19 protein-coding genes and 1 pseudogene are annotated in these 25,962 nt (G+C 37.8%); 9 read left to right on the top strand and 11 right to left on the bottom strand.

Translation table 11 applies throughout. The features are described from left to right. Positions 1-219: 219 nt before the first annotated feature. Complete coding sequence (locus EL17_RS11850; protein WP_035074228.1) at positions 220-510, bottom strand: hypothetical protein; 291 nt, start codon at positions 508-510, stop codon at positions 220-222. Between the two features lie 135 nt (positions 511-645). On the opposite strand from EL17_RS11850, the gene EL17_RS23535 reads away from it, so the two are divergent. Further along, the gene (locus EL17_RS23535; RefSeq protein WP_164675073.1) at positions 646-786 is read left to right on the top strand and encodes a hypothetical protein; all 141 of its coding nucleotides are present in this window, start codon (positions 646-648) and stop codon (positions 784-786) included. Here EL17_RS23535 and EL17_RS11845 read toward each other — a convergent pair. After that, positions 775-990, bottom strand: coding sequence for a hypothetical protein (locus EL17_RS11845; protein ID WP_035074226.1), 216 nt, complete (start codon positions 988-990; stop codon positions 775-777). The genes EL17_RS23535 and EL17_RS11845 overlap by 12 nt on opposite strands. Positions 991-1,172: 182 nt before the next feature. Here EL17_RS11845 and EL17_RS11840 point away from each other — a divergent pair, with 182 nt between their 5' ends. The 4 genes from EL17_RS11840 (at position 1,173) to EL17_RS23135 (ending at position 2,974) form a co-directional block, all read left to right on the top strand. Beyond that, positions 1,173-1,580, top strand: coding sequence for a helix-turn-helix domain-containing protein (locus EL17_RS11840; RefSeq protein WP_035074224.1), 408 nt, complete (start codon positions 1,173-1,175; stop codon positions 1,578-1,580). 9 nt (positions 1,581-1,589) lie between these two features. Then, the gene (locus tag EL17_RS11835; protein WP_035074222.1) at positions 1,590-1,859 is read left to right on the top strand and encodes a helix-turn-helix domain-containing protein; all 270 of its coding nucleotides are present in this window, start codon (positions 1,590-1,592) and stop codon (positions 1,857-1,859) included. A 434-nt stretch (positions 1,860-2,293) separates the two neighbouring features. Beyond that, a complete protein-coding gene (locus EL17_RS11830; RefSeq protein WP_035074221.1) occupies positions 2,294-2,557 on the top strand; it encodes a hypothetical protein in 264 nt (87 codons plus the stop codon). A gap of 270 nt (positions 2,558-2,827) precedes the next feature. Further along, entirely contained in the window at positions 2,828-2,974 is a 147-nt protein-coding gene (locus EL17_RS23135) for a transposase domain-containing protein (RefSeq protein WP_316932662.1), read from the top strand. On the opposite strand, the gene EL17_RS23530 is transcribed toward EL17_RS23135, so the two are convergent. From EL17_RS23530 to EL17_RS11790, 8 genes are all read right to left on the bottom strand, one after another. Then, entirely contained in the window at positions 2,932-3,141 is a 210-nt protein-coding gene (locus tag EL17_RS23530) for a hypothetical protein (RefSeq protein ID WP_035074219.1), read from the bottom strand. The genes EL17_RS23135 and EL17_RS23530 overlap by 43 nt on opposite strands. Positions 3,142-3,443: 302 nt before the next feature. Further along, complete coding sequence (locus EL17_RS11820; RefSeq protein WP_035074217.1) at positions 3,444-4,397, bottom strand: toprim domain-containing protein; 954 nt, start codon at positions 4,395-4,397, stop codon at positions 3,444-3,446. After that, positions 4,394-7,624: a hypothetical protein gene (locus EL17_RS23525; protein WP_164675072.1), complete on the bottom strand. Its 3,231-nt coding sequence runs from the start codon at positions 7,622-7,624 to the stop codon at positions 4,394-4,396. Before EL17_RS23525 ends, EL17_RS11820 begins: the two co-directional genes overlap by 4 nt. After that, positions 7,621-8,277, bottom strand: a complete 657-nt coding sequence (locus EL17_RS11810) for a condensin complex protein MksE (protein ID WP_035074216.1) — start codon at positions 8,275-8,277, stop codon at positions 7,621-7,623. Before EL17_RS11810 ends, EL17_RS23525 begins: the two co-directional genes overlap by 4 nt. Further along, positions 8,247-9,611 carry a hypothetical protein gene (locus EL17_RS23130; protein ID WP_035074214.1) on the bottom strand — a complete coding sequence of 455 codons (1,365 nt, stop codon included), beginning with the start codon at positions 9,609-9,611 and terminating at the stop codon, positions 8,247-8,249. The genes EL17_RS11810 and EL17_RS23130 overlap by 31 nt, the downstream gene beginning before the upstream one ends. A 5-nt stretch (positions 9,612-9,616) precedes the next feature. Further along, on the bottom strand, positions 9,617-14,656 hold the full coding sequence (locus EL17_RS11800; RefSeq protein ID WP_035074212.1) for a hypothetical protein: 5,040 nt from the start codon (positions 14,654-14,656) through the stop codon (positions 9,617-9,619). 51 nt (positions 14,657-14,707) lie between these two features. After that, complete coding sequence (locus EL17_RS11795; RefSeq protein WP_035074210.1) at positions 14,708-15,796, bottom strand: hypothetical protein; 1,089 nt, start codon at positions 15,794-15,796, stop codon at positions 14,708-14,710. 13 nt (positions 15,797-15,809) lie between these two features. After that, the gene (locus tag EL17_RS11790) at positions 15,810-18,038 is read right to left on the bottom strand and encodes an AAA family ATPase (RefSeq protein ID WP_051719967.1); all 2,229 of its coding nucleotides are present in this window, start codon (positions 18,036-18,038) and stop codon (positions 15,810-15,812) included. Between the two features lie 419 nt (positions 18,039-18,457). On the opposite strand from EL17_RS11790, the gene EL17_RS24185 reads away from it, so the two are divergent. Both EL17_RS24185 and EL17_RS11785 read left to right on the top strand, forming a co-directional pair. Then, a complete protein-coding gene (locus tag EL17_RS24185; RefSeq protein ID WP_262482684.1) occupies positions 18,458-18,586 on the top strand; it encodes a hypothetical protein in 129 nt (42 codons plus the stop codon). Positions 18,587-19,040: 454 nt separating this feature from the next. Next, a complete protein-coding gene (locus EL17_RS11785) occupies positions 19,041-19,949 on the top strand; it encodes an ArdC family protein (protein WP_035074205.1) in 909 nt (302 codons plus the stop codon). Between the two features lie 327 nt (positions 19,950-20,276). Here EL17_RS11785 and EL17_RS11780 read toward each other — a convergent pair. Further along, positions 20,277-21,504 (bottom strand): annotated as a pseudogene (locus tag EL17_RS11780) (IS256 family transposase). Positions 21,505-23,652: 2,148 nt separating this feature from the next. Here EL17_RS11780 and EL17_RS11770 point away from each other — a divergent pair. Together EL17_RS11770 and EL17_RS11765 are read left to right on the top strand one after the other, a co-directional pair. Continuing rightward, positions 23,653-25,308 (top strand): vitamin K epoxide reductase family protein, encoded by a 1,656-nt coding sequence (locus EL17_RS11770; protein ID WP_035074202.1) that lies wholly within the window; start codon positions 23,653-23,655, stop codon positions 25,306-25,308. Positions 25,309-25,418: 110 nt separating this feature from the next. Next, positions 25,419-25,730: a hypothetical protein gene (locus tag EL17_RS11765; RefSeq protein WP_164675071.1), complete on the top strand. Its 312-nt coding sequence runs from the start codon at positions 25,419-25,421 to the stop codon at positions 25,728-25,730. Positions 25,731-25,962 lie beyond the last annotated feature (232 nt).

The following is a 25,962-nucleotide window of genomic DNA, read 5'->3' as shown; positions in this document are numbered from 1 at the left end:
TAGCCACCCATGGTAAACAGGATTCGTCTTCCCCACGACCCTACAGGGGTCGAACTTACCCACTAGTAAAAGCTCCGCCCGCTGTTGATTATTCAGTTTAACTTGGGTTGAGATAAGTTAGATGGGCGGAAGCTTTTTGATAGCATGGGTGCTGGTACGGCATAATGTTTTGCACGGTTAAAGATCACTTATCTGGGCCGTCCAGGCACCTTACCCCCGTTATGGACTCCCGTTTTCCCGCTGGACCATATCGGTGGAGGGAGGTTTTTCAGGGCCGGGGCCAACATGGATCTGGACGTGCATGCCGCGCTTGGCGGCCTCTTCCTTCAGGATCAGCCCCACGCTGTCTATCAGCGCCAGACACTGCTGCTGGCTCAGGGCATTCGTGCTTGCGGATCCCGCTTCGGCCTTATCGGACACTCGAAAATGGTCATCCGACTCCCTACCCTTTGGCCTACCCGTAATAAGACACACCATTCCCCTTAAGAATCTGTTTATTCTTTTTTGCATAGCTTCAGCATTAAATTATTAAAACAAATACTTGTTCAGCGTTCAGGGTTCACTGATCCTTGAACATTGAACATTTGAACAATTGAACCTTGAACCTTTGAACCTTTGTACTTTGAACCTTAATTTTTTACTTGCGTGATTGGGCTGAGTCTGCTTGTAGCAGACGCCTACCTATATGGGCAGGTCACTCCGAACGGAGCTGCTTTGGAAAAACTTGCTGCCCTCCCTTCCGACGTCTCGGAAAGGCAGGGCCGCTCCCACCCTTCAGTCCGGTGACTTGATGATGTTTTTTTGGAGCTGTTTGGTCGTATAGGTTTGAAAATATGTTATTGAATAACTTACTAGTTCTATTTCATATTGACCAAAGGAAACATTACAAGTAATATACTTCCTGTTAATTTCTTCAAGAAATAAAGAAAGCACTTCTACCTTAATTAAATTTAGGTAACCCTCTATAGCTATTTCCTGATTTCTAATCATTATTTATAAATTTTTCAAAAATTCTACTTACAATTATTGCATGGACCATGTAAAGTATATGATTTCTTGCTAACTTTAAATAAGAAACCTTTAGGACAAAGATTATAAAAAATATATTTAGAATTAAGTATAAAAATGACTATCTCAGAATTTTAGGTACTATGTTAGGCTATTTTTGAAATATGATGAAAGCTCAAAAAATCATGCGTATACTACGAGAATCTCGGGACTACAGCCAAGAGTATGTAGCCAATATTTTAGAAATGAATCAAAAAACCTATTCCAACTTAGAGTCAGGTAAAACCAAGCTCACGCTAGAAAGAATCAATCAGTTGGCTGAGTTTTATCAGGTAAGGCCAGAATATTTTCTAGCAGATGATTTACCAGTCATTAATTATAATACAGGTGCTAAAAGTAATAGCAATAGTGGTTATATTCACAATTTTATAAACGATAATAATACAGAATTACTTTATGAAAGACTAATTTTTGAAAAAGATCAAATAATAAAAGAAAAAGACAATCAAATCAATTTATTAAAAGATATAATTGATTCTTTAAAACATGAACTTAGCACTTTAAAAAAATAAAATAAATTTATGGCAAATTTAATTTTGAAAACATTAATAATAGATAAAAATTTAACTATTGAAGAAATTTCGAAGGGCTCAGAAATACCTGTTGAAGAAGTAAAAGGTATGGTGGAAGGCAGGCTTAAAATGACTATCGATAATGCGATTAAGTTAAGTGAATTTTTCAAAATACCCGCTGAGTTCTTTTTCACTGAAAATGCACTTGTAACACACAATAATCTAGGGGAAAAAAGTAATAGTAATAGCGGATATATTGGAACATATAAGAATGACTAAAAGGTCAATAAGCATAAGTTGACTATACCCCAATATCGTGACGCTATCCGCCGCGGCGGACAGCCCCCTTTTTCTCTCCCCTGCCACTTGGCCCCTCGCAAAAATGACCTAAAGAGGTCATTTGGAAGAGATAGTTTATATGGATTCTTCGATGAACAATAAATTGTATACGTGCACCCACGACAATATTCAAGTGAGTTTTGGCCGAATTTATAAATTTGGTACACTTCGATTTAAAAAAGAGGATCATCATGATACTACTATTAGTAGAATCAATAAAAACAGGAGAGCAATTGGATTGTCAGATATATAAATTAAAATTGTGCAATTAATGGATCAGCAGGTAAATTCACTTGGGATATAGCTAGCGGAACCATGTAACCTAAAGAACAAGACCTCGAATGCTCGCCGTCTAAAAGCTAAATCACATTAAAATGAATAAAGTACCCGATAATATAAAACCTAAAGACTGGATTTACATTGGTTCGCAACATGTCGTAGTTTGTAAAATTTATGAAGATTATCCTGATAAAATAGAGATAATATATCTTAACGATAGAAATCAAGCAATCAATGAAGATGCTCATTACATAGGTGGAAAATGGACTTTTGCTCATGAAGGCCCTTGTGGAGGAAATGCTGATAATTATCCAAGACTTGCCGAGTACGTTCGCATTTTAAGAGCGGGCCGTTGGTAGGAAACAATCTAAGCGCCATATAACAAAGAGGATTTATCATGTGGGTATCAGTAAGCTCCTTGTTCTCGTGAAAAGGACAGTTTCGGAGGATAGTGAATCTGCCACAAAGCCTGTGGGCAATATACTATTACAGTAACACACTAAAAAAGACTACCGTCAGTAGAATAAGTTGGAACGGACAACTTTTTGACCTATATTCACCATTCAAGGCACACACACTACAAGCAATTTGGGCATTTGGCTTAATGAAAAAATTGGTTTGCAGCCGCCATGTACTCCTTTATGGCCAGCTGCAAAAAGAATAAAGTCAATGAATTTGAGTGGCTCAGGGATGTCTTCGAAAGAATACACAGACACAAGCGAAAAGACCTTTATCAGCTTTTACCCTCTAACTGGGAAGAATACAGGCTTAAATAATAATCCCAGTTAAACAACATGCGGTTCGTCGGATGGATACTGATATACTCGTCTACGGTTTTCCGGTTGATGCCCATAAGGGCGGCAATCTTACGGTTACTCAGGCCTTTTTGCTTGAATGTTATCAAACTTCTTAATTCCATGATATCTATTCTTTGTCCTGCCATATAGCTTGTTTTTGGTAAACTACAAGGCTAATAATTTTCATGGAAAGTGGCCCAATGACCTCCGTAACCAGAATGGGTTACGTAACTAAATGGCCCAATGACCTCCGTAATCAGCGACTGATTTTTGGCCCGTTGATTCCCGGAATGGCTGGCCCGGTATCAGCGTAAACACTGGCCCAGTGACCTCCGTTTTAGACAATCTTTTTCATAATGCAACGTTAACCTCTATTTATCAAACCTGAAATATGGGGTTAATCGGATGGATACAGATAATTGAGGGAGCCATGAAATAGTAAAACCTTTCAGTTTGTAATCCTTAATAATCCCAATAAATCCAGTGATTCTTCTTCAATCCACTTGTTATCTTGTATTAGCCGCTCAATAAGATCGATAGCTTCATTCGAAAAATCTTCCTGTTTCAATCCCGATAGCCTCTTATTAAAATCCCATCTGCTACTATGGTGTGGGGAGTCGATAGGAAGTGATACTTCGTAAGTATTAGGGATTAACAAATTCAAATCATGTTGTTTATACTTCATTTTTTCTTTTATTCTGGAGTAAATAGATAAACCATCAAAATCCCAGTCACAACAATAATAAATAGGGAGGCGTAACTTGCCCGGATCAATGAAATCTATGATGCCAATGTTATTACCGCCTACATACCAAAGTTCGATATTATGTTCTCTTGCATTCCAGGGATTTTTCAGGTGGGCGATGTTTTCGCATAACACCACTATCTGAGGATTCAGGGTATCTACCACGAACCGCCACTGAAGAGTTTTTGGGTCTTTTTCCGGAAAATCCGCAATACCTAATATTTTGCAGACAGCGTCTTTTAATCCTGGCTTTTTTTCAAGGTACTTGGAGCCTTGTCCCTTAAATATTTCACTGGAAAAGGTGCGTAGAGTGGAAAGGTTTTGGACTAACTCTTCTTTTTGCCCTGCGATGAACATCAATGTCTGGATATCGTCTTCTGTATAACGCCTTCTAGCATCACTTTCCAAGTTTTGTTCCCGCAAAAAAGTTTCATATCGTAAATAATCTGCCTCAAAATACTGCTGGTAAAATGCTGTAAAACCCGGATTTGCTTCTAATATTTTTATATTTCCAGCCTTATATTTTATAATTTTTTTCTGTACCATCAGTACATTTTCGATGTAAGCATTGTCCGTTATCTTAGCTTCTGTCCGCTTGGAGACATATAATTGATGCAAGGCTTTTAAATGCCGCCAGGTTAATTTACGATTACTCATACGTTGGACATTTTATCGCTTTCACATAAAATGGCTACAGGAGTATAGTTTACAGGTTCCTCTACTTCCATGTTTTTGTGGAGCATATAAAGGTACTGTTCTCCGTCCCTGAATTTCCCAACCGGGCCAATCGAGAGGGAAATTAATTGATAATCATACTTCTGGGCTATGTCATACAGCATATCATAGTTGGAACCCAGGCCTTCTGCCTCGTCTATCGGCATGATGCGGACGGCAGGTGCTGCCGCTTTGCCTTCCTCGCTACTCATGATAGACAAACGGGCAATGCAGAGAAGAGCGACCGCTGCATAGGTCTGACCGGTACTCCCTTTATTGATGCGCCCACTTTCGGACTCCATCGTGAAAGAGAGTTCATAATAATTCGATGGATCAAGCAACTTGGCTACTGCTGTATTGGCGTGTAAGGGACCTCCACAATTGTGAAAGGCGGTCTTCATCATTTCGGCTAAATCTATCTTTTCACCCAATTTGCTTTGCAAAGCACCAGCTTCGTCCTCTATCATTTCTTTAAAGGTGCTCATCCAGGTTTTGGGATAATTAACAGCCGATGTTTTACGTAACCTGGCTGTATATCCTCCTGTAATCTGCGCGTCGCTTTTCAAAAAATTGTCGATACGGCGAATGGTGTTTTCCTGTTGCGTAATGATTTCATCCACTTCATCCAGCAGATTTTTTATTTTCTGAATTTTCCGGTTGTTCAGTTGCCTGTTCTTTTCATTGATACGGGTAAGGTAAGTGGCAATTGTATCAATCACATTGGTCTCGGACTGATCTACCACGACATTATAGAAGGCTTCAGGAAGCAAATTTTTGGCTAATTCCGTAAAGTCTTTTGTGTCCGCAAAGCGATAGGCTTCGTAAGCGATATATTGCTCTATTATAGACGTATACTTAGCAATGAACCTTTCTTCTGCTATAACATATGCATTATGTTCTGTTTTTGGTTCTGTTATATACTCTTCGGTCTCCAAGGACACGGGTAAATGTTCGTACCATTTCAGGTATTGATCTTTTGCTTTCTCCAGTTCGGCTTGGTTACAGTCTAAACTGCTTTTCAAAGAGGGAAGTTGTTGGATGCGGGACAAAACGGGTTGCGTCAATTGCCCTTGGTTTCTGAAAAAATCGGTTTTGTTCATAGCCCTGGATAGGGAGGCGGATATGTTTTCTTTTTCTAAGCTGTAGGAGTCCGGGCAAGTCACACTGCGCGGGAATTGATCGAGAATAAACTGTACATCATCATCAGGTTTAGTATGGATATCCATTGCTTTCGAGATGGCATTGTATTCACCAGCATTAGCTTTGGCCAAACGCAGTTTATCATCCGCTTGCTCTTTGGTACTTTTGGCTCGGGTAAATTGTTCCTGAATCGTTGCTTTCTGAAGATAAAGTTCCTGGTATTCCTGAAAACGTTCCTCACTAATATTGAGCGATGGAATATCCGAAAGTTTATGCAGAATATCTTTTCTTGGATAAGCTGATAGTATTCGAGCGATATTATCCTGTGTATTGACGGTTTCCAGTATAGCCTGGTAAATACTAAGTTCTTTTTCAAGCTCACGGACATCCTTATCCAGGGTATTCGTGTATTGTTCAAAATAAGAACGGATTTTACCCTCATCAGTCGTATCTAATATCTGTCCGGTAACATAGGGGATGTGCTTGCGTATGCCGTTCAGTGTGATCCAAAAGCTATTATCCGACTTTTCAGCCACCGATAGCGATAATATCAACTCCGCAGGTTCTGGAAGGTAGTTGTTTAAATCGGCTGGCTTCTTCCTCGGCAAATCCTGAAAATGCAGGATGGCGCTTTCTTCTTCAATCGTAAAGGCTCTTTTTTGTTGCAATGCCCAGTTGGCCAATGATTCAGAATCATTGATATTAGCGTATTTTTTTAATCGGTTCTTTTGCTGTATCTGATGTTCTCTTTCAGCAATGACATCTACCAGATATAGATTTAGTTCGGCCGCTGATTGTTTTGCGGAAATATTGTCAAATGCATCTGCTATGCTTTTTTGCTGCAATGCATAAAGAAACGGACTTAGCACGGCTTTTTCAGATTGATTCCGTTTGTATTCCTTATAACGGGTTCCCAGCTCTTCATGAGAACAGTTAAATTCGGCCAACCAATCCAATAATTGTTTTACCTGGCTATGAGGAGGTAAAATAGCTTCATATTCTTGTTCTGCTGTTTTTTGTGCTAACTCTAACTCTGGTAATATCTTATTAACCCGATTTATTTCATCTGCCAGGAATTCTTTGAGTATGGATTGATGTTGCAGTGCGCTTTTATATTGAATGATACCGTCGTTGACTTCCTTTTCCAGTCTTGTTGTCTCCTGATGATAGAATAACAGATTTCGGTGCAACCATCTATGTTGCTGCTCATCCCGTTGCTTTTTCAGTTCCCTGAGGTCTATCAGTGCTTTTTGTTTTGATGTCACCCGCTCAATCTCCTGCAGGTTATGGCCATATTCTCCGATGGCATGTTCCATATCTTTTTCCGCACTTTTGTAATTATCCAGTATTTTCCGGGTTTCCTGATTGCCGAAAAGAAATTGTTTGAGACTGTCGCTTTTATGGGTGTCCAGCATTTTACCCCTGGAGAAAGATTGTAGTATTGCGGCGTAGTCATTCAGCAGTTTCTCGCTGGATGCCAGATCCAAAGGGACGATCTTTTCTCTGAACAGGATTTTATGGAATTCTTTGTAACGTTGCCAAGTTTTCATGTGTAAACCCTGTTCATCCAGGTATTCCGTGAGCAAATCTATCGGCAGGATATCCTCTTCTTTTAAAATCTGTTGAAAAGAAACCGGTGCAGAAAGATACTGAATATGCTGCCAGTCGTAGCCGGTCTGAATGATAAAAGCTTGTGTGCTCCGATTCCCTGTTTCCATATAACTGCCTACTACCAGGTATTGTGCGGGCGCCATTTCTATGTTCAGAAAAGCGTAGCCGACACCTTTACTGCGTTTTTCTGCCTGTAATACCATTCCTTCTGGTTCCCGGATGTCTGTTCCCCATGTAGCAGATTCAAAGGCTTCTGATCCCACAAAGATGAGCTGGATCAGGTCGGCAATCATACTTTTCCCAGAACCGCTTTCGCCTATGAAATCTGTACGGAATGGATGAAAAAGGTAGTCGAACTCCCGGTGATGAATTAGGCCAACGGTGGAAAGACTGTATATTCTCGGATATTGTTTCGTCATGCTGTTTCGTTTTTTAGCCAGGTTTCGGGATGGTTGATGTAGTCGCCATATATCTTGGCCAATCGCTGAAAAGAGGGTAATATGTCGAAGTTTTGCCCTTCCAGTGTTATCCAGCCGATTTTGGAAAATTCACGCAATGCTTTTTCAACAACATCATTTACTTTCTGATCGTCCATTTCTGTTGTGTTGACTTTTCTGGCTTTCGCCAATGCCCGGTAAATGCTGGGCTTGATGTCTTCATAGTCCTGCCGGATCATCCTTTGCAATGCAGGTAAGGAATCGAGTTCAATATATCCATCGATAAACACGATCTTGTACAGCATAAAACCTACAATGACATATTCATTGGCCAAGAAATGCCTGTTTTCCACAGGGATGTTCCCGCGGCTACCGGGCAGAAAATCCAAATAAAAGTATTTGTTGATCGTCTCTCCGGCTTCTTCGAGCGGTATGCCAAAAAAATCGTGGTAATATAGCTTCATACTCTGAAAATGCCTTTCCAGAAAACGAAACATAGCTTCTTGCTGCTGCCAGCGCTGAATGTGTACACCGTTCTTTAACGCATAGTCTATCCTTGCGAAATGCTCTTTTGCCTCGGGGGCTGCTAAAAATGAAGTCGCGTTTATGTTTTCCTGCGGATGATAATTTCCCATAATGATGTTTTAAATGCCGTATTATGTATAATCTTTTCAGGATCGATACTGACCGTGTATTGTTCTTGTCGTTCGAAAAATCCCATAGCCCGGTAAATGACTGCAATGGCAAGCGTTAGCGTATGAGGATCATCCGGTTTCGCTATTTGAAAGAAATAATCCGAAAGCCGTAGCTGCTCATGCATATCCACTTCTCTTTGAAGCGTATCTATCCAATAACTGATTTCATCCTGCTGGTTCAGGCGGTTCTGAAACGAAGCGAAAGCCGAGGCTTTCATTTCGGGCGGGTCGGTAATTATCAGCCGTTTTTTTGGTTTTACCGGAAAGAGATCTGTTTTTCTTTCTACGATTGTAAGGTCTTGCTGCAACCGAAATCCAGACAATGGCAGAATATTGCCTGGCAGACGGATTGTTTTTTTGCTACCCTCAATGACCTCTGTACTGTTTTCGACCAGGTGATAGAGGAAACGTTCTACCCGGGTATTGAACAGGGGCTTGTTCAGGTTGCTGAACAATTGTCTGATTTTGGGCTGAATGCGGTCGAGCCGTTTATCAATAATGGAAAGTGTCCGGCGCATTTCTTGGAAGAACGTAATGGCTTCATGTACTCTCGCGTCAACTTCTTCATGATCGTAGGCTGATGCATTGCTTTCCATCAGCCTACGTATTTGCTCTATTTCCCGGAATGCAATGCGGAGCTCCTTGTTTTGCCCCCTGATGAGCTCAAAGCGTTCATCAATTTGCCGCAGTGTTTCCAATATGGTACCTTCTTGAAGACTAAGCTTTTTATTTTCTCTTAGTGAGGCGACCGATTGGTCGATCTGCCGATCCAGAAAATCCAACTGGCTTTTTAACTGAGGCTTAAAGATGTCAAAATCAATACGGAACCAATCCAGGAATGTATCGAGGTCTTTGCTTTGCTTCAGTTTTTCGTGCAGCGCGAAACAGATTTTCTCAATCTTTGTAGGCGAAAAGCTGGCTTTTAGTATGTTGTGTGCCTGCTGGCAAAAGACGTAGGCATATTCCTTGAATGAGTATTCCTGCCGCTCTTCATCATACCGGAGAAAGTATTCCAGCAGGTTTGAGATCAAGGCATTGTAATGTTCCCTAGGATGGCGGCTTTTGTAGTTTTCAATAGTTGGGTTTACTATCCGCAGGGCTTCATGGATGTCTCTTTCTTTAAAGCTGTTTTGTGGAAATACGCCGTTCTGCATCTTCTCATACAACCATACGATAGCCAGGCCTGCTTTAGCTTCCGGGAAAAGCAGGTTATAGGTGTTTTCCTTTGAAATTTCTGAAAGGAAATGGAAGGTATGGTTGTTAGCGGATGACATGATTGCTATACGGACACTGATTTGTATGTTATCACGTTTTCTCTAAACAAATAAGCTTCAGACGAACCTAATTCGATCATCTTATCAAGAAGCCAAACGAAATCGTCTATCAACCTTTTATTCTTTTTTATCTCAGTTATATGATTATAGAATAGTCTTTTTACAAATCGTTCAGTGGCTACAGACATAAGTGCGGTTAATTGTAATGGCTCTTTCTTAAGAATTTCTACAAGCCAACCAAGTCCTTCTGGTAAGAATGTCTTTTCGCCGATTGTAGAGAAAACATTTAAAATGGATTGCACATTGGAGCTGCCAAAATCATTGATCATTTGATGATAAACTTCCTTTTTCTCTTGTAGCGGTTGCCAATCTATTGCTTGTTCATTCCACCCGGTATCAAGGAATAGCTGCTGGGTAAAATAAAGAGTTCCGCTGTTCTTAATTTTTTCAGATAAATGTTCCCAAACTTCCCAAAATTGTTTAATTGCTTTGTTTTTAATAATCTTGTCTGGATTATTGGCTACTATATCATCCAGTTTCACTACAGAAAACTTTAAAACGTCCACTGAAAATTCAAAAAGATCATCCCGGAATCTATACTTCGTAGTGTCGGCTATGCTTTTGTAGAATTCATCTAGGATGATGTCTATAATCGGTTTTGAAAATACAGGGGATGCAATTATTAGTAATTCTGCTAAATAGAATTTGATTTCTACAACTTCCTGAAAGTCTACTTGTCTGCCATCTCGATTTCTATTATAGGAAAAATCTTCTTCAAATTGCAGATCTTTTACTAGCAGTAAAATGAAATGCCGAATAAATTCTTTAAGCTCTGCATCGTCAGAAGCATAAGGAATTATTAATAACGCCCGTGTCACCAAATATCCTGTGTGTCTATCAAGAGCAACCGTTGAAAGATCCAAAACTGTATTCCCAATTTTTATTTGATCTTCAATGTATTGATGTTCTTTTTCTATTGCCAATTGAAGTCTGTTATTATCATAATCATCATAGAAACACGGATTGGCTTTGCGGTACTCCGCATATTGTACGACTGAAAACCATATCGTTTTTGTTTCATTAGGGTAATGACTGGAAAAAACCTCTCTAATGTATTTAGTTATTTTATCCACTTCATGTTCTGCAAATGGGGCAATAAGCATATGCACCATAATGAGTAGTACATCCTTTCGGTCTTCTTCCGAATCCAAAAAATTAAGCGGCAGATGAAAAGAAGATAATGCCAATTCCTTTTCCATAAGCATGTAGTTCATATTCAAACCGAAATTCCGACTGGTCGTATCCGTGATAATAATCGCGGCAGTTTCTAAAATTGTATTTATGCACCACATCTTTTCCTTTTCACTTAATTGTTCGGAAATATCTCTTAAGCCTATAACAGCTAATGTAACCGGACGGTCGAAAAGGATATTAAGATTTTCATTGCTACTGTATTCTTTCTGGCAAGCTTGCCAATCTAGATAATTTATAGATTCCTTTCCTTCAAATGCTTTTTGCAATTGACTTGAATAATTCATTGCTTTATTATCAGATTCAAACTCCTCTTTACCGGAGTCCATAAATTCCTGCACATCTTTATCATATTCTGGCGCTATAGGGAACCCTCCTAGTTTTTCATCATATTCACCAATTTTATGATTCCTGATATCTATTTCCGTAATCGTTTTTTTCCAAACAATATCTTCTTCGGGAATATCTTTTTTCAACTGGTCAAACACCTGGTGTATTCCTTTATTGATCTTCCTGACATTAAACTGATAATCTAAAATAAAATCTATAAGCCCGCGCATAAATTTTTTTCGATGAGGTAATTGGTTAGATTCCCATCGTTCTTTTTGCGCAAATGGGATAGTCTGATCCATGGGAGCTAATGCAGAATGTTCCTGTAGCGCCCTGCCTAAATCCCATTCATAAAACTCTCTTACTTTCAGTAACGGCAGCATTGCTTCATCTACTTCTGAAGGATAAGCAATAGCAACACTCACCAGCGCACCAAGAGGAGTCACATTATTTGTATTATTATAAACGTATTCAAAAACGAATTTGAGATTGGCTTTGCTTGTTTCTGTTTTTCTAGCTGCCGTTTCTAAGAGGAATTTTTCAAAGCTCATTAATAACGACTCCAAAAGATAGTGGGTAACACATATTCCACGATATGCCACCCATAATTCTCCTGCTCCCCATAGTTTTTTCCTTGTTCCATCAGACAGTTCAAATTCAAGCTCTTTTAATTGATGTTTATATTGGCATTTTGCCTGGGCATAAAAATCTATGGAATAGTTGATGAACTGAACAAAAAGTTCTAATCCTTTAAGTGGATGATACCTTAATAAGTTATATAGTGGCGTTTTGTAAACACCAGAAGGGTAGAACGTATGATTATTTTCAATGCCCCAACATTTATCATTATTTAAGCTATCACCACCGATCATCGCTCTGATGCTACCAGGTGACGGCGGATCAATGGGGCGAAGCTTCCATTCCTTCCATGCACTTTCTACTATCAATTCAGGCAATTCTTTTATCAGACTTTGATTCCCTAATCCTGAAAGACACATTTTTATGACAGTTTTATCTAATGATCGATGTTGCCGGGAATCGTTTTCCTGACTCGTAAATGACTGTTCAACCAGTTGTTTTATTTCATCTTTTGCGATGGAAGCCAGATCGAACAAAATAGCTATAAGCTCTTTTCTTCTGCCCTCTATTTCCCTTTTTTGCCAAAACTGTAAGCCCGATTCAACTTCATCTATGTAATGCAATACGACGTTTTTAGCAGATGCCAATTCATATTGGTCTACCTCGTTAAATTGAAACATTATCCTTAAGTGCCAGTCAGACAAATAAGATACAATATTTAACCTGTTAACCATAAGCTGATCAATATGAGTCTCAATGAACATAAGCACCTCTCTCCATCCCGATCCCTTAGGTAATAAAAAATTGAGCTTGTCATTATTCTCCTTGCAACATGTTCTAATTATATGCAGGCATTTTATCAGCAGTTTTGCGTCTTCTTCTAGTAAATCTTTTTTGAAACCATTAAAAAATGATTCGCTGATTTCTGACCTAAAAACAGCGGTAAGAATTTCATCTGCCCAATAACGCTCTATTGTCTTACAGTTTAAAACCTCTCTTACAAGAGCTACTACCTTTGTCCCATTATCGATTAACAGTTCTTCTATCCAAAGCCTGAAAGCCCTTCTTATTGCAGGCTCCTTCCCTATTTTATTAAAGAAATCCTCTGCAATTGTAGCATCTTCATAAACCAATGAGATGTGCTTTACCAACGCCCAATCTTCTAATATGTCATGAGCCGGGGTGTATCTTCTATTCAAAGGTTCCTTTACTAACATTTCGTCTTTCATAAGAAAAGCAATAGCTTCTGCATCAGCCTGAACAGGTTGAGTAAATAGCTTCATTTCTTTAGCTCGTTTAACTGCAATTTCCATGAAGGCAGTTTCCCGCTTAATAGGCAATCCATTTTTTTCATTTACCTCATCAACTACAAGAATATTCCACAATCTGTTTTTAAAATCGGCAAGTTCAATATCAGCATAATCATCTCCACTTTTATGTAAAGCCTTAACGGCAAAGTCTAAATACTTAGGGCTTTGCAACAATGGCCTGATTTTTTCATTACCTAGCACATTTTTTAGCTGAGGATATTTTAAGGCAACAATTTCAAGTTCTTCATCCGTCAATAGCGGAATTTCAACAATACCAATCTTTTCTTTATCTAAACCAAACTTTTGAATAATCAGATCAATAGCATACTTTCTTGAAGAGGATATTAATTTAATATCCGGATACTCAGTCATGATGCCCATAAGTTGTTTAAATGCACATTCGGGGTCTGCTTCCAATAATTTTTCAAAACTATCTAGGTATATGATTTTATCAGGGATGAGGGAGATACATGAAAATATGTCTCGGATGGATATGTCAACTCCCTGGTTTGAAAAAACATTTGCAATGTGCGGTTGGCCGAATTGATCGGCTCTAAATACGAAGGCACTAGATGTTGCAAATTCATTCCGCAATAAATCCTTCACTAGTGCAGACTTACCAACTCCCGGTTTGCCGGTAACTATTGTAATCTGAAATGTTGTAATTGATCGGACTATCTTTTCGCTGACCTCTGATTTTATTAGATGCAGATCTCCAATCGTATTTTTTAGTGGGTTAACTATCGCTTCACTGTCGCATTTTAATTTTCGTACGGCTTTAAAATGAGGGATGAGATTCTCTACAGAAAAATTTTTATAAATTTCCATTTCCCGGATAGTTTCAGTAGTGATATTTCCTCCATCCTTATTGAATTCTGCAACAATGGCTGATAAGCCATCCCATATTTCTTTCTCGTTGAGCGTAGATATTCTATTCTTTGAAAGCTTAATCAGGTTTAAAAAATAAGTCTGGTCTACGCTTCCTGCTTGCAGCAAGTCATATTCTAATACATCCATACATTTTGCGAATTCCCAAATCTCTTTATCTGTTAAGGCAACATTCCAATTGGCTTCGTTCAAAATATTTCGTATAATCTTTAAGCGTTCTTTTTTTCCTTTGATGCGGTTTACTTCATTAATAAAATCTATTTCTGTTGCATGTGAATTCGACCAGTTAAAGATGGACTTAAAATGATTGCGTTCATCCTTGGTTAACCCGCCTTTTACGATAATGAGCTTATCTTTTGTTCTATCAAAAATGGCAGTATTATTATAGTCTTTCCAGAATGATTGTAATACTTCTTTGAAAGTTCCGTCGTTTTCTGTAAAAGATACATCATGCTTGATTTGCATCAGCAATCTATGCTCACCCAAACCAGACTTAGCAACTACTAAAAGATCATCCGTTTCGTATCCTTTGCTGGTATTTTGAAAACTAACTTCAATTATTTCATTGGCAGGAAGGCAGGGCGCACTGCCTCTTATTGCTAAACTTACCGTAAATGCTGCCTGGATGGATTGTTCGAAGTTGGTTCCTCCACCACCTTTTTGAAATACACTCCCTTTATTTGACATTTACTTATACTGGTTTTAATTGTAATAATCTTAAATCTGCTGCTATTAATGTCAGTTAACCTGTTCTTGCCTAGCTCGTTCCAGCCATTCTCTGTCAATATTGATTATTGAAAAAGGCATTTCTGGATTATTACGTTGGTTAAACACAAAAATCTTTGAAAAGAAATTTTGCTTGATATCAAGTGCAGCGGATTTATCAAGATTGAATTCTTTCCAGCGACTGAAAATGCGCTTTGGCAAATAAAAATCGAATTCAGTCTGCGCACGTTCGTCTCTATACGAGTTATGAACATTAAGACGCCATCTATTTGGTCTATCAGAAGCCCAATGTATTTCAGCTCTCAACGATGAAAAATCAGAAAGATCGTATGCATAGTTCAATATATTGTTTTCTGTACGAGCACTACTGAACAGAAATACCATATCGCCTGTTTCCAGCAGTGCAACATAGGAATATTTAAACACATCATTCGAAAACCTTATTATATCGGCAATATCATTGTCGCTTTCAAGAAAATTTCTTGCTTCCTCATGAGCTGCTGAATACAAATCGCCATTTCTGTCTCTTAAAAAATCATACAGATTTTTAATTATTGCAGGATCAAAGCCATTAACCCATGGCTGATCAATTCGATTAAATTTTTGGACGCTCTCTTCATTAAGAAACCAGCTTAATGATAATAAGGGAACTTTATTATTTGCAGCAAACTCAACTGCTGGACTGCTAAAATCATTTACAGAAGCTACTCCGACCTGATACAAAAATCTGGTTCTGGTATCAATCGCATAGGTGGCTCTTCTGTTATTTTGCCTCTTAAGTAGCGTATCTTTTGTAACAATCTCAAATTCGTTTAAATCATTTCGCAAGCCCAATGCATTTCTGACAAACGGTAAATTTCCTACCGAACCATAGGCCTTACATTCAAAAAGCAATTGTGTAGGATAGGCAAATGGCATTTGAATTGGAGGATTCATTATGATGTCTGCATCATGAGCCGCCCCTCTGCCATTTACAAAAAACAACCCTCTTTGCTCAAATGAAAATAGATTATCCGCTTTGACGTTAGTGAAGCCGCAATTTTTTAACAGACCCCGGACAATGTATTCAAGCAATGCTCCCTTTATATTTCCTGCCTTCATTCTAATTTATTTGTTATGCAACATCAATCTTTTCATCCATAAGTACCCTAAACATCATTTTATAATGTTCTTCATGACCCATTTTTACGAATATTTGCTTAAACACTTCAAAGTAGCGTTCAATGATAGCATCCTGTTGTTCAACATAAAGGTCGTCAGGCAATCCATGAGATCCATCGTTTATCCAACAGACTAGTGATCGACATATTTCCTGCTCCTGATGATTATCAAAACTTTTAATTAAATCATCATCTGCATATTTCCCTAAAATTTTAAAGTAGTTTTCAATAATTCTTCTCATCGTATTCTGTATGGTGATTCCGGAATTTTTTGAAGAATTACTGAGCTCTTTCCAAAGCAATTCGTATGAACTCTGAATGGGGTTTTTCATTTCAAAGGCTTGAATTGATGACACACTATTATTCTTTCGTATTATCCAATAATGAGTATCTCCATTTTTTGGTGTTCTTCCATCAACAAATGATACCTCTTTGTGAAAGTACACATTATGAGTCAATAGAATGAGTTGCTTAATGCTACCTATGTTTTGCTTTATTGATTTGATGATTTCTTTTATAAGTGAACTTACGACAAAGAGTATATTGCTATCCAAACTTGAAATTGGATCATCAATGACTAGGATACGCTCTTCTGTGATCGATTCCTCTTTAGTGCTTCCTTTTGTCAATTGTAGATAATATAAAAAAGAAATAAAAGTTGCCTCGCCTTCACTTAATGTTGATTCTGCAATTGAACCGTCTTCCCTTTGTATCTGATACTGATTAGGTTCCTTTTTAGAAGGAACTATCTCGAAATTTAAAAACCCATACGATTTAAGTGTCCGATTAATTTCATCAACGGAATGTTGAACACTAGTGACATTTTTATTGGCTTCTTTTATTTTCTTATTTAACTTTATGTAGTTTTCTTGTAAATCTTTATGTTGTTTTTGCAATACTTGTATCCCTTTTTCTAAGCCTTCTTGTTTTTTCATAAATGCTTCAATGGTACCTCGATGCCCTTCAATCAGGTATTTCCAAATAGCTCTAATCAAATAGTTTTTTTGGTTTGTGTAATCATTTACAATATCATTATGCGCTTTTACCTCAACATTGCATTCATCAATCAATTTTTGAATGTCTTCTAATTGCACTTTCGTTGAAACCAATTCTATGCTTCTGCTTGGTTCTTTACCTTTATTGCCTAATAGTTCTTTGTTTGTTACAAATTGACTTATTAACGTTTTTAACAACGCAGAGAATGATTCAATCTTAAGTTTGGAGTCCGAATTGCTTTTCTGCTGCGATTCTATTTGATCTAAAAGACTTTGAAGATTTTGAGAAAGCCGATTATACTCATCGGATAACTCCTTTACTCTTGTTGTATCTTTAGTAAATGATTCATCAAAGTAGTCTTCAAGTTGTTTCTTAAAGTTTTCAGAAATTGTTTTTTGTTGGCAGAAAGGACAGATCTCATTCTCAGCTATATAATTTCTTCCTTCATTAACCCAATCGTTCAGGTTCAGTTTTTGAATTAATCCTGCAATTGATACATCAGCTTTCCCAATAATCTTATTCTTCAAGATTTTATCAGATTCTATTTCCAATAATCTTTTAAACTCTATTTTCGAAACAAGTGATAACGAGGTAGGTATTTTACCGAAAATTGTTTGAGATTTTTCTTTCAGTTCCTTAATTGTTGATAGCGTTTCTTTATTACTCTTGAACTCATACAATATTTTATCCCTAAAAGAATCTTTTTTCATGAATCCTCTAAAGGCCTCTCTAAACTCGTCTTCGTTTTCTTTATATATATCAACCCATACGGCCTCTTTAAAATCATTATCACCCTTCGATTTTATTTCTTCCTGCTTTTCAAGTGTATGCTTTTTTTCTATCCCCTTGTCCTTTATTTCTGCTAATTCTGATTGCATTTTCTCAATAGCATTGATATCTTCCTTAGTCGCCTGTCCCAAGGTAAAAACACCATCCATCTTTCCCTTACCAAAATTTCTTTCACGAAAGTCTTTATTGTACACCAGTGCATTAACAGGCAGATTACCTCGCCATCCTAAATGGCAGTTGGAATAGACGGTGTCAGCCGGACTATAAATTAGCTTTGAAAGGGTAGTTTTTCCACAACCATTTGCTCCATATAGGAAGTTGATTTTCCTCAAACTATCGATTTGAATACCCTTAGCATCATAAGTCGCAGCACTTTTAACAGTTATTGATTCGAGCATATCAATTTTAATTTAGATAATATTTATGCTTTATTTTTTTTATTTGGGCTTATTAGTAAATGGAGTGTAACTGATTTTAATTAAATTTTACAATGTATTTGAAGCCTTAAAATTTTTTACTGCAAACACATTTTTTTATTCCACCTAAAATAAAAAACTTCCCCAACATACCACCTATTCCCCACTAAAAAACACCTAATTTCTTTTGCTTCCATACCCCCCTAATTTAATAATCATTGATTTATTCTCCCCAAAAAAACAACCCACTTGCGAATCGCGGTAGGATAAAATTATGTAAATGCGATTCAACTTTGACCCAGAAACCAAAATACCATGAATGGAACAAATGTAAATACCGGGTTGGGTGGAAAAGTCCCCTCTCTTTTTGATCATGTAAACGCCTACTTTTACCTAAAAAGATGTCATCAGATGAAGCTGAAATTTTCTATTACCACTATGAATCCATGGATTGGGAAAGTGAAAACGAAACCCCTTTCAGCAATTGGAAAACCCTTGCTGATGTTTGGATGTGGAACCTATTGAACTGATCAATCGCAAACCCGATTCCTCCAGTCTTTATAATATCCTTTCAAGGTTATGGATTGCATTTTGGAGCAATCAACAAGATGTAGGATTATCTATGACATTCTGCTCTTGAAGTAAGTTCCGTAGTCACCGTTTTGCTTTTTACTTGGAACTCGTAAGTCTTTTTTTCCTTTGGGATTTGAAGTGGAAATCCTTCTGTTTTTAACCGTTAAAAGTAGCCGCTTTAAGATGTTGTTTCCATTTCTCAGATACAACTAATGATTGCTTGAAGCTGTCCGTTTTATTTTCTATTCAATTCCTCAGCAATTTAGGATGTCATCCCCCACACATGGCAAGAGACTACGGCATAAAGCCGTGGCGCTTTGCTTACTATTTATTCCGTTTCCTCTTGCATTCAGTGGAGGCTGAATCCTGGTGATGCTTCATAATTAAATCTTTAAACTAAAAGAAGAAATCATGAAGACTATTGCAAAAAAACAAAGAAAGGATGTTTATCAGATGGTAACTGATCTAATCATTGAAAAGCTTGAAAATGGGATTGTCCCATGGAGACAAGTTTGGCAGGGAGCAGATATTCCTGCAAATTACATGACCAAGAAATGCTATAGAGGAATCAATATGTGGATCCTGTTATCAGCCCAATTTGAAAAGCCGTACTTTTTAACCTTTAAGCAAGCACAAAGCTTGGGAGGTTCGATACGGAAAGGATCTAAGGGATTACCTGTATGTTATTGGGGTTTTAGCTATTTTGATAAGAAGAATGGCAGGAAGTTGTTGGAGGAGGAAGCCAAGAAGATGCATCCTTCGAAAGTTAGGAAAATAGGGTTTTTGAAATATTATACGGTTTTCAATATAAGAGATGTGGAAGGGGTTGAATTTGAAATTCCAGAAACTGTGACTTTGGAAAAGACTGAACCGATTGAAAGGTGTGAGCAGATCATCAGGGAAATGGTCAACCCTCCGAAGATTATACATACAATCCCAGAAGCTTATTATTCGCCAGTATCAGATTGCATCAATATGCCTGATAAAAAGCTTTTTGAATCTCAGGAGTTTTATTTTTCAGTGCTTTTCCATGAAATTTTACACTCGACTGGCCATAAAGACAGGCTCAATAGAAAAGAAATTGTTGAATACAATGAATTTGGATCAGAAGGATATAGTAGGGAAGAATTGACGGCGGAAATGGGTGCAAGTTACCTCTGCAACCATTCAGGGATCATGGATGAAAAGTTGTTGGACAATTCAGCAGCCTATATCAAAGTTTGGCTGGATAGGCTGAAATCTGACAAAAAGCTATTGCTGGAAGCAGCTTCAAAAGCCCAAAAAGCGGTGGAGTATATTTTGACAAGTTGTCCTTTTTAATGTATGAAAGGGTTGCTCCTACCCTTTTTTGGTCATTGCATCAAGTGGTGGTATTGATATTTCGATCGCAAATTTTAGCAAAAATTTGGAATACTTATAAAAGTATCTTAGGAATCAATTGGGGTTAAATATAGATAGTAAAAATGTTTGATAGAACCAGTTTTAGAAAAGTCTACGCAATGCATAGCTAATTAAGCCAACTTCTGATTCTCGTCGTAAAAAGGAGTGATTTTGGGATAGTTCATTAAACTGTGTCTAGGTTTGAATTTTTGTTATCAAGGGACTGGCAGAGGAGGCCGTAGGCCGATAAAGCCAGTCCCTTGATAACTAATTTTTTTGTGGCACCCTCTCCAGGTACAGCTCCATTATTTCTCGCAGGATGGAAGTCCATCCGTGTGCTTTTCTTTTCCATGACTTTTCATTCCTGCTTATCGATAAATACAGATGTTTTAACAGGGCTGTTTCCGATGTCCATGCGGCTTTGCTTTTTATCAGTTTTCGCATGATTCGAAGAGGACTTCTACCGGATTGGTCGTATAGATCATTTTTCGCCTAGGTAGAGGAAAATTCAAGAAGGCCATCAGTTCAGTCCAATTTTCCCGCCATTGTTTGACAATATACTTGTATTTCTTGCCCCATGGGGCTTCAAAGGCTGAAATTACTGTTTTTGTGCCCTCTTCGGTCGTAGAGGTATATACCTGACGTAAGTCCTTGATTACGGCCTTCCTGTCAACTTCATCCACATATTTCAGCGAATTCCGCATTTGGTGGACTATACACTTTTGGATAATTGAAGCAGGAAATACTTCCTGAATCTGTTCGGAAAATCCCTGTAGATCATCCGTGCAAATCACCATAATATCGGTTACTCCTCTTACTTTCAGGTCTTCCATCACCATGCCCCATTTTTTAGCCCCTTCTCCGCCCGAGTTGATGTAGAGCCCTAACACATCCCTGTTTCCTTCCCAATCCACCGAATATACCGTATAGAAGGCACTATTGATATATTTGCCGTCCTGACGTACTTTGAAGTGTATGGCATCCAGGTATACGATGGGGTAAAAACTTTGTAGGCTTCTTGTACGCCATTCCTGGATCTCGGGAAGCACCTTATCGGTAATCTGGGATATCCGCCCGGCAGAGATACTAACCCCATAAATATCTTCCAGCTGGAGTCTGACGTCTTCCACCGAGTTCCCCTGGGCATACAGGGACAGTATCTGATCATCCAGACCACTGCTGAGTGCTCTATCTCGTTTGCCGATCAGCTCTGGCTCAAAGTCTCCTTTACGGTCACGGGGTGTAAAAATACCCAGAGAACCAGCATCGCTCAGAACTCGCTTAGAAGTCCTTCCATTCCGCTTATTAACATTGCCAGAGGCACACTCTTCGGCAAGAAAACTCTCGATCTCACCTTCAAGCATTGTATTGACCATTTGTTGTAAAATCGCACTAAATAGACGCTCTTTTCCCAGCAAGCTCTTCTTGCTTTATAGCCGCGGTCGCTCATCTTGGGATCACTTAATAAATCCTCTATTGTCTGCTTTTTCTTCATTTTGTATAAATTTAGCAGACACACTTAAATGAACAATCTCCCAAAATTAAGAATAGAATATAAATGCCGGGAGAAAGGTCCATCTGTTCACCCATATGCTTGATTTAAATACCAGTATCTTCTTACACAAAATGTCCTTTGCTCATGTATATAAAGAAAAAACCTTATGTTATCGTCATGTAATGGCCGAGTGCACTACGTATGCACTCCGTTCCCACTCCGTACCCTCTCCGTATCTACTCCGTATAGAATCGAAGTGAAACAAAAGGAATAAACCGTGCAAAACCTATTAAAAACAAACACAATAAAAATGAATCATAGATATAAGTAAGTTTATGTATAAATTTATGTTGTAATATAACAGAGAATGCATCTACGTTGATTTTATCATCTCAAAAATAGAAGACCGGATCGATACCCCCCAAAAAGCGGCATAAGTTAGCACTGGAATAACTTGAATACTACGGATATCTTAACACCGGTAAGTAGCCTGCTTTGCCCCGGAACCGGTCGGAAAAAGAACAACTTTCCCGGCCAGGGACTGGTAGGTTTCTTCAACTTTTATAATCATGAGAAACATCATCAGGGTATAGGATGGCAGGTCCCATTTAAAATTTATAAAACCAAAGCCGCCTGAAGTTTTTTCCCTTTCCAAAGAGTAATGGTAGCACTGTCCCGAAACCCGTCAAGGCAAGGTAAATTCCTCCTAACGTCGGAAGCCTTGACTGAACCCATGACAATGCTGAAAAGACCTTTAAAAAATACAAAAAAAGTAAATAATTCCACCTTAAAAATATTACCCTGTGATCCTGTAAATGGGGAGAACTATTCAAAATATTGTAGCAGTCGATCTAAATTCTACTTTGTTTAAACAGATTAAAAAAGAAGTTATGGAAGCAACGGTTAGAAGAAATGGGAAAAATCATATCGCAAATCAAGTACAAAAAGCAAATTACCCTACAGAGCCCTCCAGATACAGGTAAGACACGGTTGGCATAATTGATAGCCAAAGATATTATACATATTGATGCAATAAAGAAGAATATTATAGATAGGATTATTATTCCTGGATTGATGCCAAGTTCCACCATTTATACATCCTACACTGTTTTATTTGTTTCAAGTTGTGCCGTACGTATTCGATTGGTAAGCGGGGAAATTTATTATCAAATATCATTTAAAGATATAGAAAGAGCATTTAAAGCAAAATTATGGAAAGAAGGTCAAAAAATGGATCAGATCCATATGCCGCTACAATAGTTAAGTATATTTATGAAAACTCTGTATTTTAAATAAAGTAATGATTTTTATATGCAGGTATTAATCAATTAAAAATAAGTCTTAGGACTTATAAAGGATGAATGACATTTTCAATGATGATTAGTGAGACTTTATAAAAACAATGGGGTTTACATATTACTGAATAAACAGATAAATAATACAAAATATGTTCAACACAATTGACAAAGACCACTATTACCTCAATTTTATAAATCATAAAGCTTGACTTGAGTAATTTTATCAACTTTATAGCGAGTAAAGTTAAAATACCAATGGTTTTATATTTTCCTCATTACAGATAATACTATAAGGTTTACCATCAGATAAGAATCGAACTGTTGTAATCTTTGAAGTAGTTGCTTGTCTACTATAATACTATAAGTACTGTGCACTAATACTTAGAAGCATGGCACACATTAAACCCACTTTCAGTATACTGAGAAATGATAGTAATTTTCACTAAATGGTGATAACCGCTAAGTTTTTCACTGTGTGGTTATATGCAAAAGGAGATCTTGAAATACAAAAGTTAAATAATAATAGTCCTCAATCATAGGAACCATTCATTTTTGGCAAAACAAAAAAATAAGCCTAAATAAACAGACTTTAATAACATACTATATAGAGAACCTAAAATGTAATCTATCATAATGAAGAACAATAAAATTAATATATAAAACACAAAATAGTATATTAATAAATAATTTATAAATATCAATAATTAATAAATTATCATGTAAAAATTAATATTTCACGGACTCATAAAATAAATATTAAATTATTTTGATAATTAATTTTAAATTTTTAGATTTAGTAGCTTATTATTTTTAGTAGCGTATTTAAGTTGTAAAGTAAAAAACTTTTATCATGAAGTGGTTTTTTAATCAATTATTATTCCCCTTAGATAGTGATACCAAAGCGGTATATTCTTATTTGCAATTATTTGATGTACCTGTGACCAAAACAGGATTAGCCACCTTATTGGGGGAACATCCGGATTCCGGCACTTTGCTATCAATTAGCGATACACTAACCGGACTGGGAGTCGAAAATGTAGTAGCCAACGTTTCTACAAAGCAACTTGAGCAATTAGGTATCCCTTTTATCGCTAGGATGAAATCTGGGGATGGATTAGCCCTTGCTGTGGTCAAACATTTCGATCACGATACTATAGTTTACCTGCCATCGGAGGGTAGTACTTCTTCAAAACAGTCAAAATGGATTACCACTAACAAGGAAATGTTTAGTAAAGAATTCGATGGCATTATTCTGATTGGTGAAGTTGAACCGGGAGGAGGACAACAAAATTATGCAGCTGCTCGTGCAGCAGAAAATAGAAAACATAACAGCACAATAACAGCACTAGCAGTATTCCCTACCTTGGTCATTGTCGCAGTAACTACAACCTTAGCACAATTAGGCTGGACTTCCGCGATCCCCGGGTTATACACCCTTTTGTCCCTAGTAGGCACAGTAGTTAGTTCCTTGCTTCTATTATATGAAGTAGACCGACACAATCCTGCTATTCGCCAAATCTGTACAGGTAGTCGAAACGTCAATTGCGATGCTATCCTGAATTCCGGAGCCTCGGGAATTTTCGGGATAAGCTGGAGCATGATAGGGTTCAGTTACTTTATGGGATCTCTTTTGATGTTGTTGGCAGGTGGAATCGCGAATTCAGAGTTGTTTTCTCTAATTTCCTTATTGAGTCTATTGGCAGTTGGATACTCTGTATTTTCACTTTATTACCAGTGGCAAATTGCCAAGCAATGGTGTAAATTATGTTTATGGATTCAAGGGATCCTTCTAGCGCAAGCAAGCCTAATATTGCTGGATGGCAAATTATTCGAAGATTCACTAATCTGGGTGTCGGTTCCGACTATGCTAACTTTCGCAGTGTGTTTTGCTGTTCCCTTCCTTGCAGTACAGCTAATTGTACCAACCTTTAAAAAGAGGAAAGAAGGCGAAAGCTACCGGAGGGAGCTGGCCAAACTTAAGCACAATCCACAAATCTTTGAAGCACTTCTAATAAAACAAAAAGCTATAACTGTACCCACGGAAGGTTTAGGCATTAGGCTTGGAAATCCCGATGCCAAGCATCGAATTATAAAGGTATGCAATCCTTATTGCGGACCCTGCGCAAAGTCCCATCCTATTATAGAGGAAATTCTTCAGCATAGCCCTGATGTACAAGTACAGGTTATCTTCATCACTTCCGAAGATGAACAAGACTTTAGCACTTCTCCCGTAAAGCATCTGCTGGCGTTGGCAGCAAAGGGTGATGACATGCTGCTTAAAGTGGCTATGGAAGATTGGTATATGCCCCCTAATAAGGATTACGAAGCATTTGCGGCGAAATATCCAATGAATGGTGAGTTATTAACGCAAGGAAAAAAACTTGCCGCTATGCGAACTTGGTGCGCCGAGATGGATATCTTATTTACCCCCACATTTTTTGTGGATGGCTATCAGTTACCGGAAATGTATACGGTTGAGGATTTGAAGTACATATTACGAACCTAATAGAAAGGAGGATATACTAAAAACAAAAACCACAAGTTAAGCCGCGACTACTTTCAGAAAGTAGCTTCGACTAGGGTTGGCCCACTAAATTTGGCTGAAAACTAAATGAATTGCAAATATACAGGATCATCATTATAAATAATGATTCTGTATTAAAAAGAATGATAATGAAAAAGCTAAAATTAATTCTTAATGATGTAGGAGAAATTCTAACAAGAGAACAATTGAAACAGGTTTTTGGAGGTAGCGGAAGTGGTGGAAATGGTACATGCGGTTGGAGTGGAATTAGTGGGCCTGGCAGTGGTTTTTGTGGAATTGACATAGGAACTGCTCAATCATTGGCTCAAGAGCATCCTGGTACTACTTGGTGTTGTGACAGTTGTAGCACGACTCTTTACTGTGGACCTGATAGTGGATGGTAAACTTTGTAAAATTATAGCATATTTTGTCACTCTGGCTGCCTAATTTATGGCAGCCAGATATACATCATCAATAAACTATAATATAACATGAAATATTTCAGATTCCTGTTATTATTTTCTTTAGTGACCTTCGCATGTGGGACAGAGAAGGATGATCGGATTAAAAATAAAGTGGAAGTGAATGCTGTCAACTTTGAAAAACTTGATAGTATCAGGGTGGACTATTTGGGTA

This window comes from Anditalea andensis, assembly GCF_000714815.1.
GTDB classification, from domain to species: Bacteria; Bacteroidota; Bacteroidia; order Cytophagales; family Cyclobacteriaceae; genus Anditalea; species Anditalea andensis.
Note: the sequence above shows the minus strand (reverse complement) of the source record. Positions and strands in the feature narration are given on the sequence as shown.

Coding starts and splice junctions, on each gene's coding strand:
- EL17_RS11820 (WP_035074217.1), bottom strand. CDS start 4,397: ATGAGTAATCGTAAATTAACCTGGCGGCATTTAAAAGCCTTGCATCAA.
- EL17_RS11810 (WP_035074216.1), bottom strand. CDS start 8,277: ATGGGAAATTATCATCCGCAGGAAAACATAAACGCGACTTCATTTTTA.
- EL17_RS11835 (WP_035074222.1), top strand. CDS start 1,590: ATGGCAAATTTAATTTTGAAAACATTAATAATAGATAAAAATTTAACT.
- EL17_RS24185 (WP_262482684.1), top strand. CDS start 18,458: ATGTCATCAGATGAAGCTGAAATTTTCTATTACCACTATGAATCCATG.
- EL17_RS11840 (WP_035074224.1), top strand. CDS start 1,173: ATGATGAAAGCTCAAAAAATCATGCGTATACTACGAGAATCTCGGGAC.
- EL17_RS11845 (WP_035074226.1), bottom strand. CDS start 990: ATGATTAGAAATCAGGAAATAGCTATAGAGGGTTACCTAAATTTAATT.
- EL17_RS11800 (WP_035074212.1), bottom strand. CDS start 14,656: ATGTCAAATAAAGGGAGTGTATTTCAAAAAGGTGGTGGAGGAACCAAC.
- EL17_RS11830 (WP_035074221.1), top strand. CDS start 2,294: ATGAATAAAGTACCCGATAATATAAAACCTAAAGACTGGATTTACATT.
- EL17_RS11795 (WP_035074210.1), bottom strand. CDS start 15,796: ATGAAGGCAGGAAATATAAAGGGAGCATTGCTTGAATACATTGTCCGG.
- EL17_RS23525 (WP_164675072.1), bottom strand. CDS start 7,624: ATGACGAAACAATATCCGAGAATATACAGTCTTTCCACCGTTGGCCTA.
- EL17_RS23130 (WP_035074214.1), bottom strand. CDS start 9,611: ATGTCATCCGCTAACAACCATACCTTCCATTTCCTTTCAGAAATTTCA.
- EL17_RS23135 (WP_316932662.1), top strand. CDS start 2,828: ATGTACTCCTTTATGGCCAGCTGCAAAAAGAATAAAGTCAATGAATTT.
- EL17_RS11850 (WP_035074228.1), bottom strand. CDS start 510: ATGCAAAAAAGAATAAACAGATTCTTAAGGGGAATGGTGTGTCTTATT.
- EL17_RS23530 (WP_035074219.1), bottom strand. CDS start 3,141: ATGGCAGGACAAAGAATAGATATCATGGAATTAAGAAGTTTGATAACA.
- EL17_RS11770 (WP_035074202.1), top strand. CDS start 23,653: ATGAAGTGGTTTTTTAATCAATTATTATTCCCCTTAGATAGTGATACC.
- EL17_RS11790 (WP_051719967.1), bottom strand. CDS start 18,038: ATGCTCGAATCAATAACTGTTAAAAGTGCTGCGACTTATGATGCTAAG.
- EL17_RS11785 (WP_035074205.1), top strand. CDS start 19,041: ATGAAGACTATTGCAAAAAAACAAAGAAAGGATGTTTATCAGATGGTA.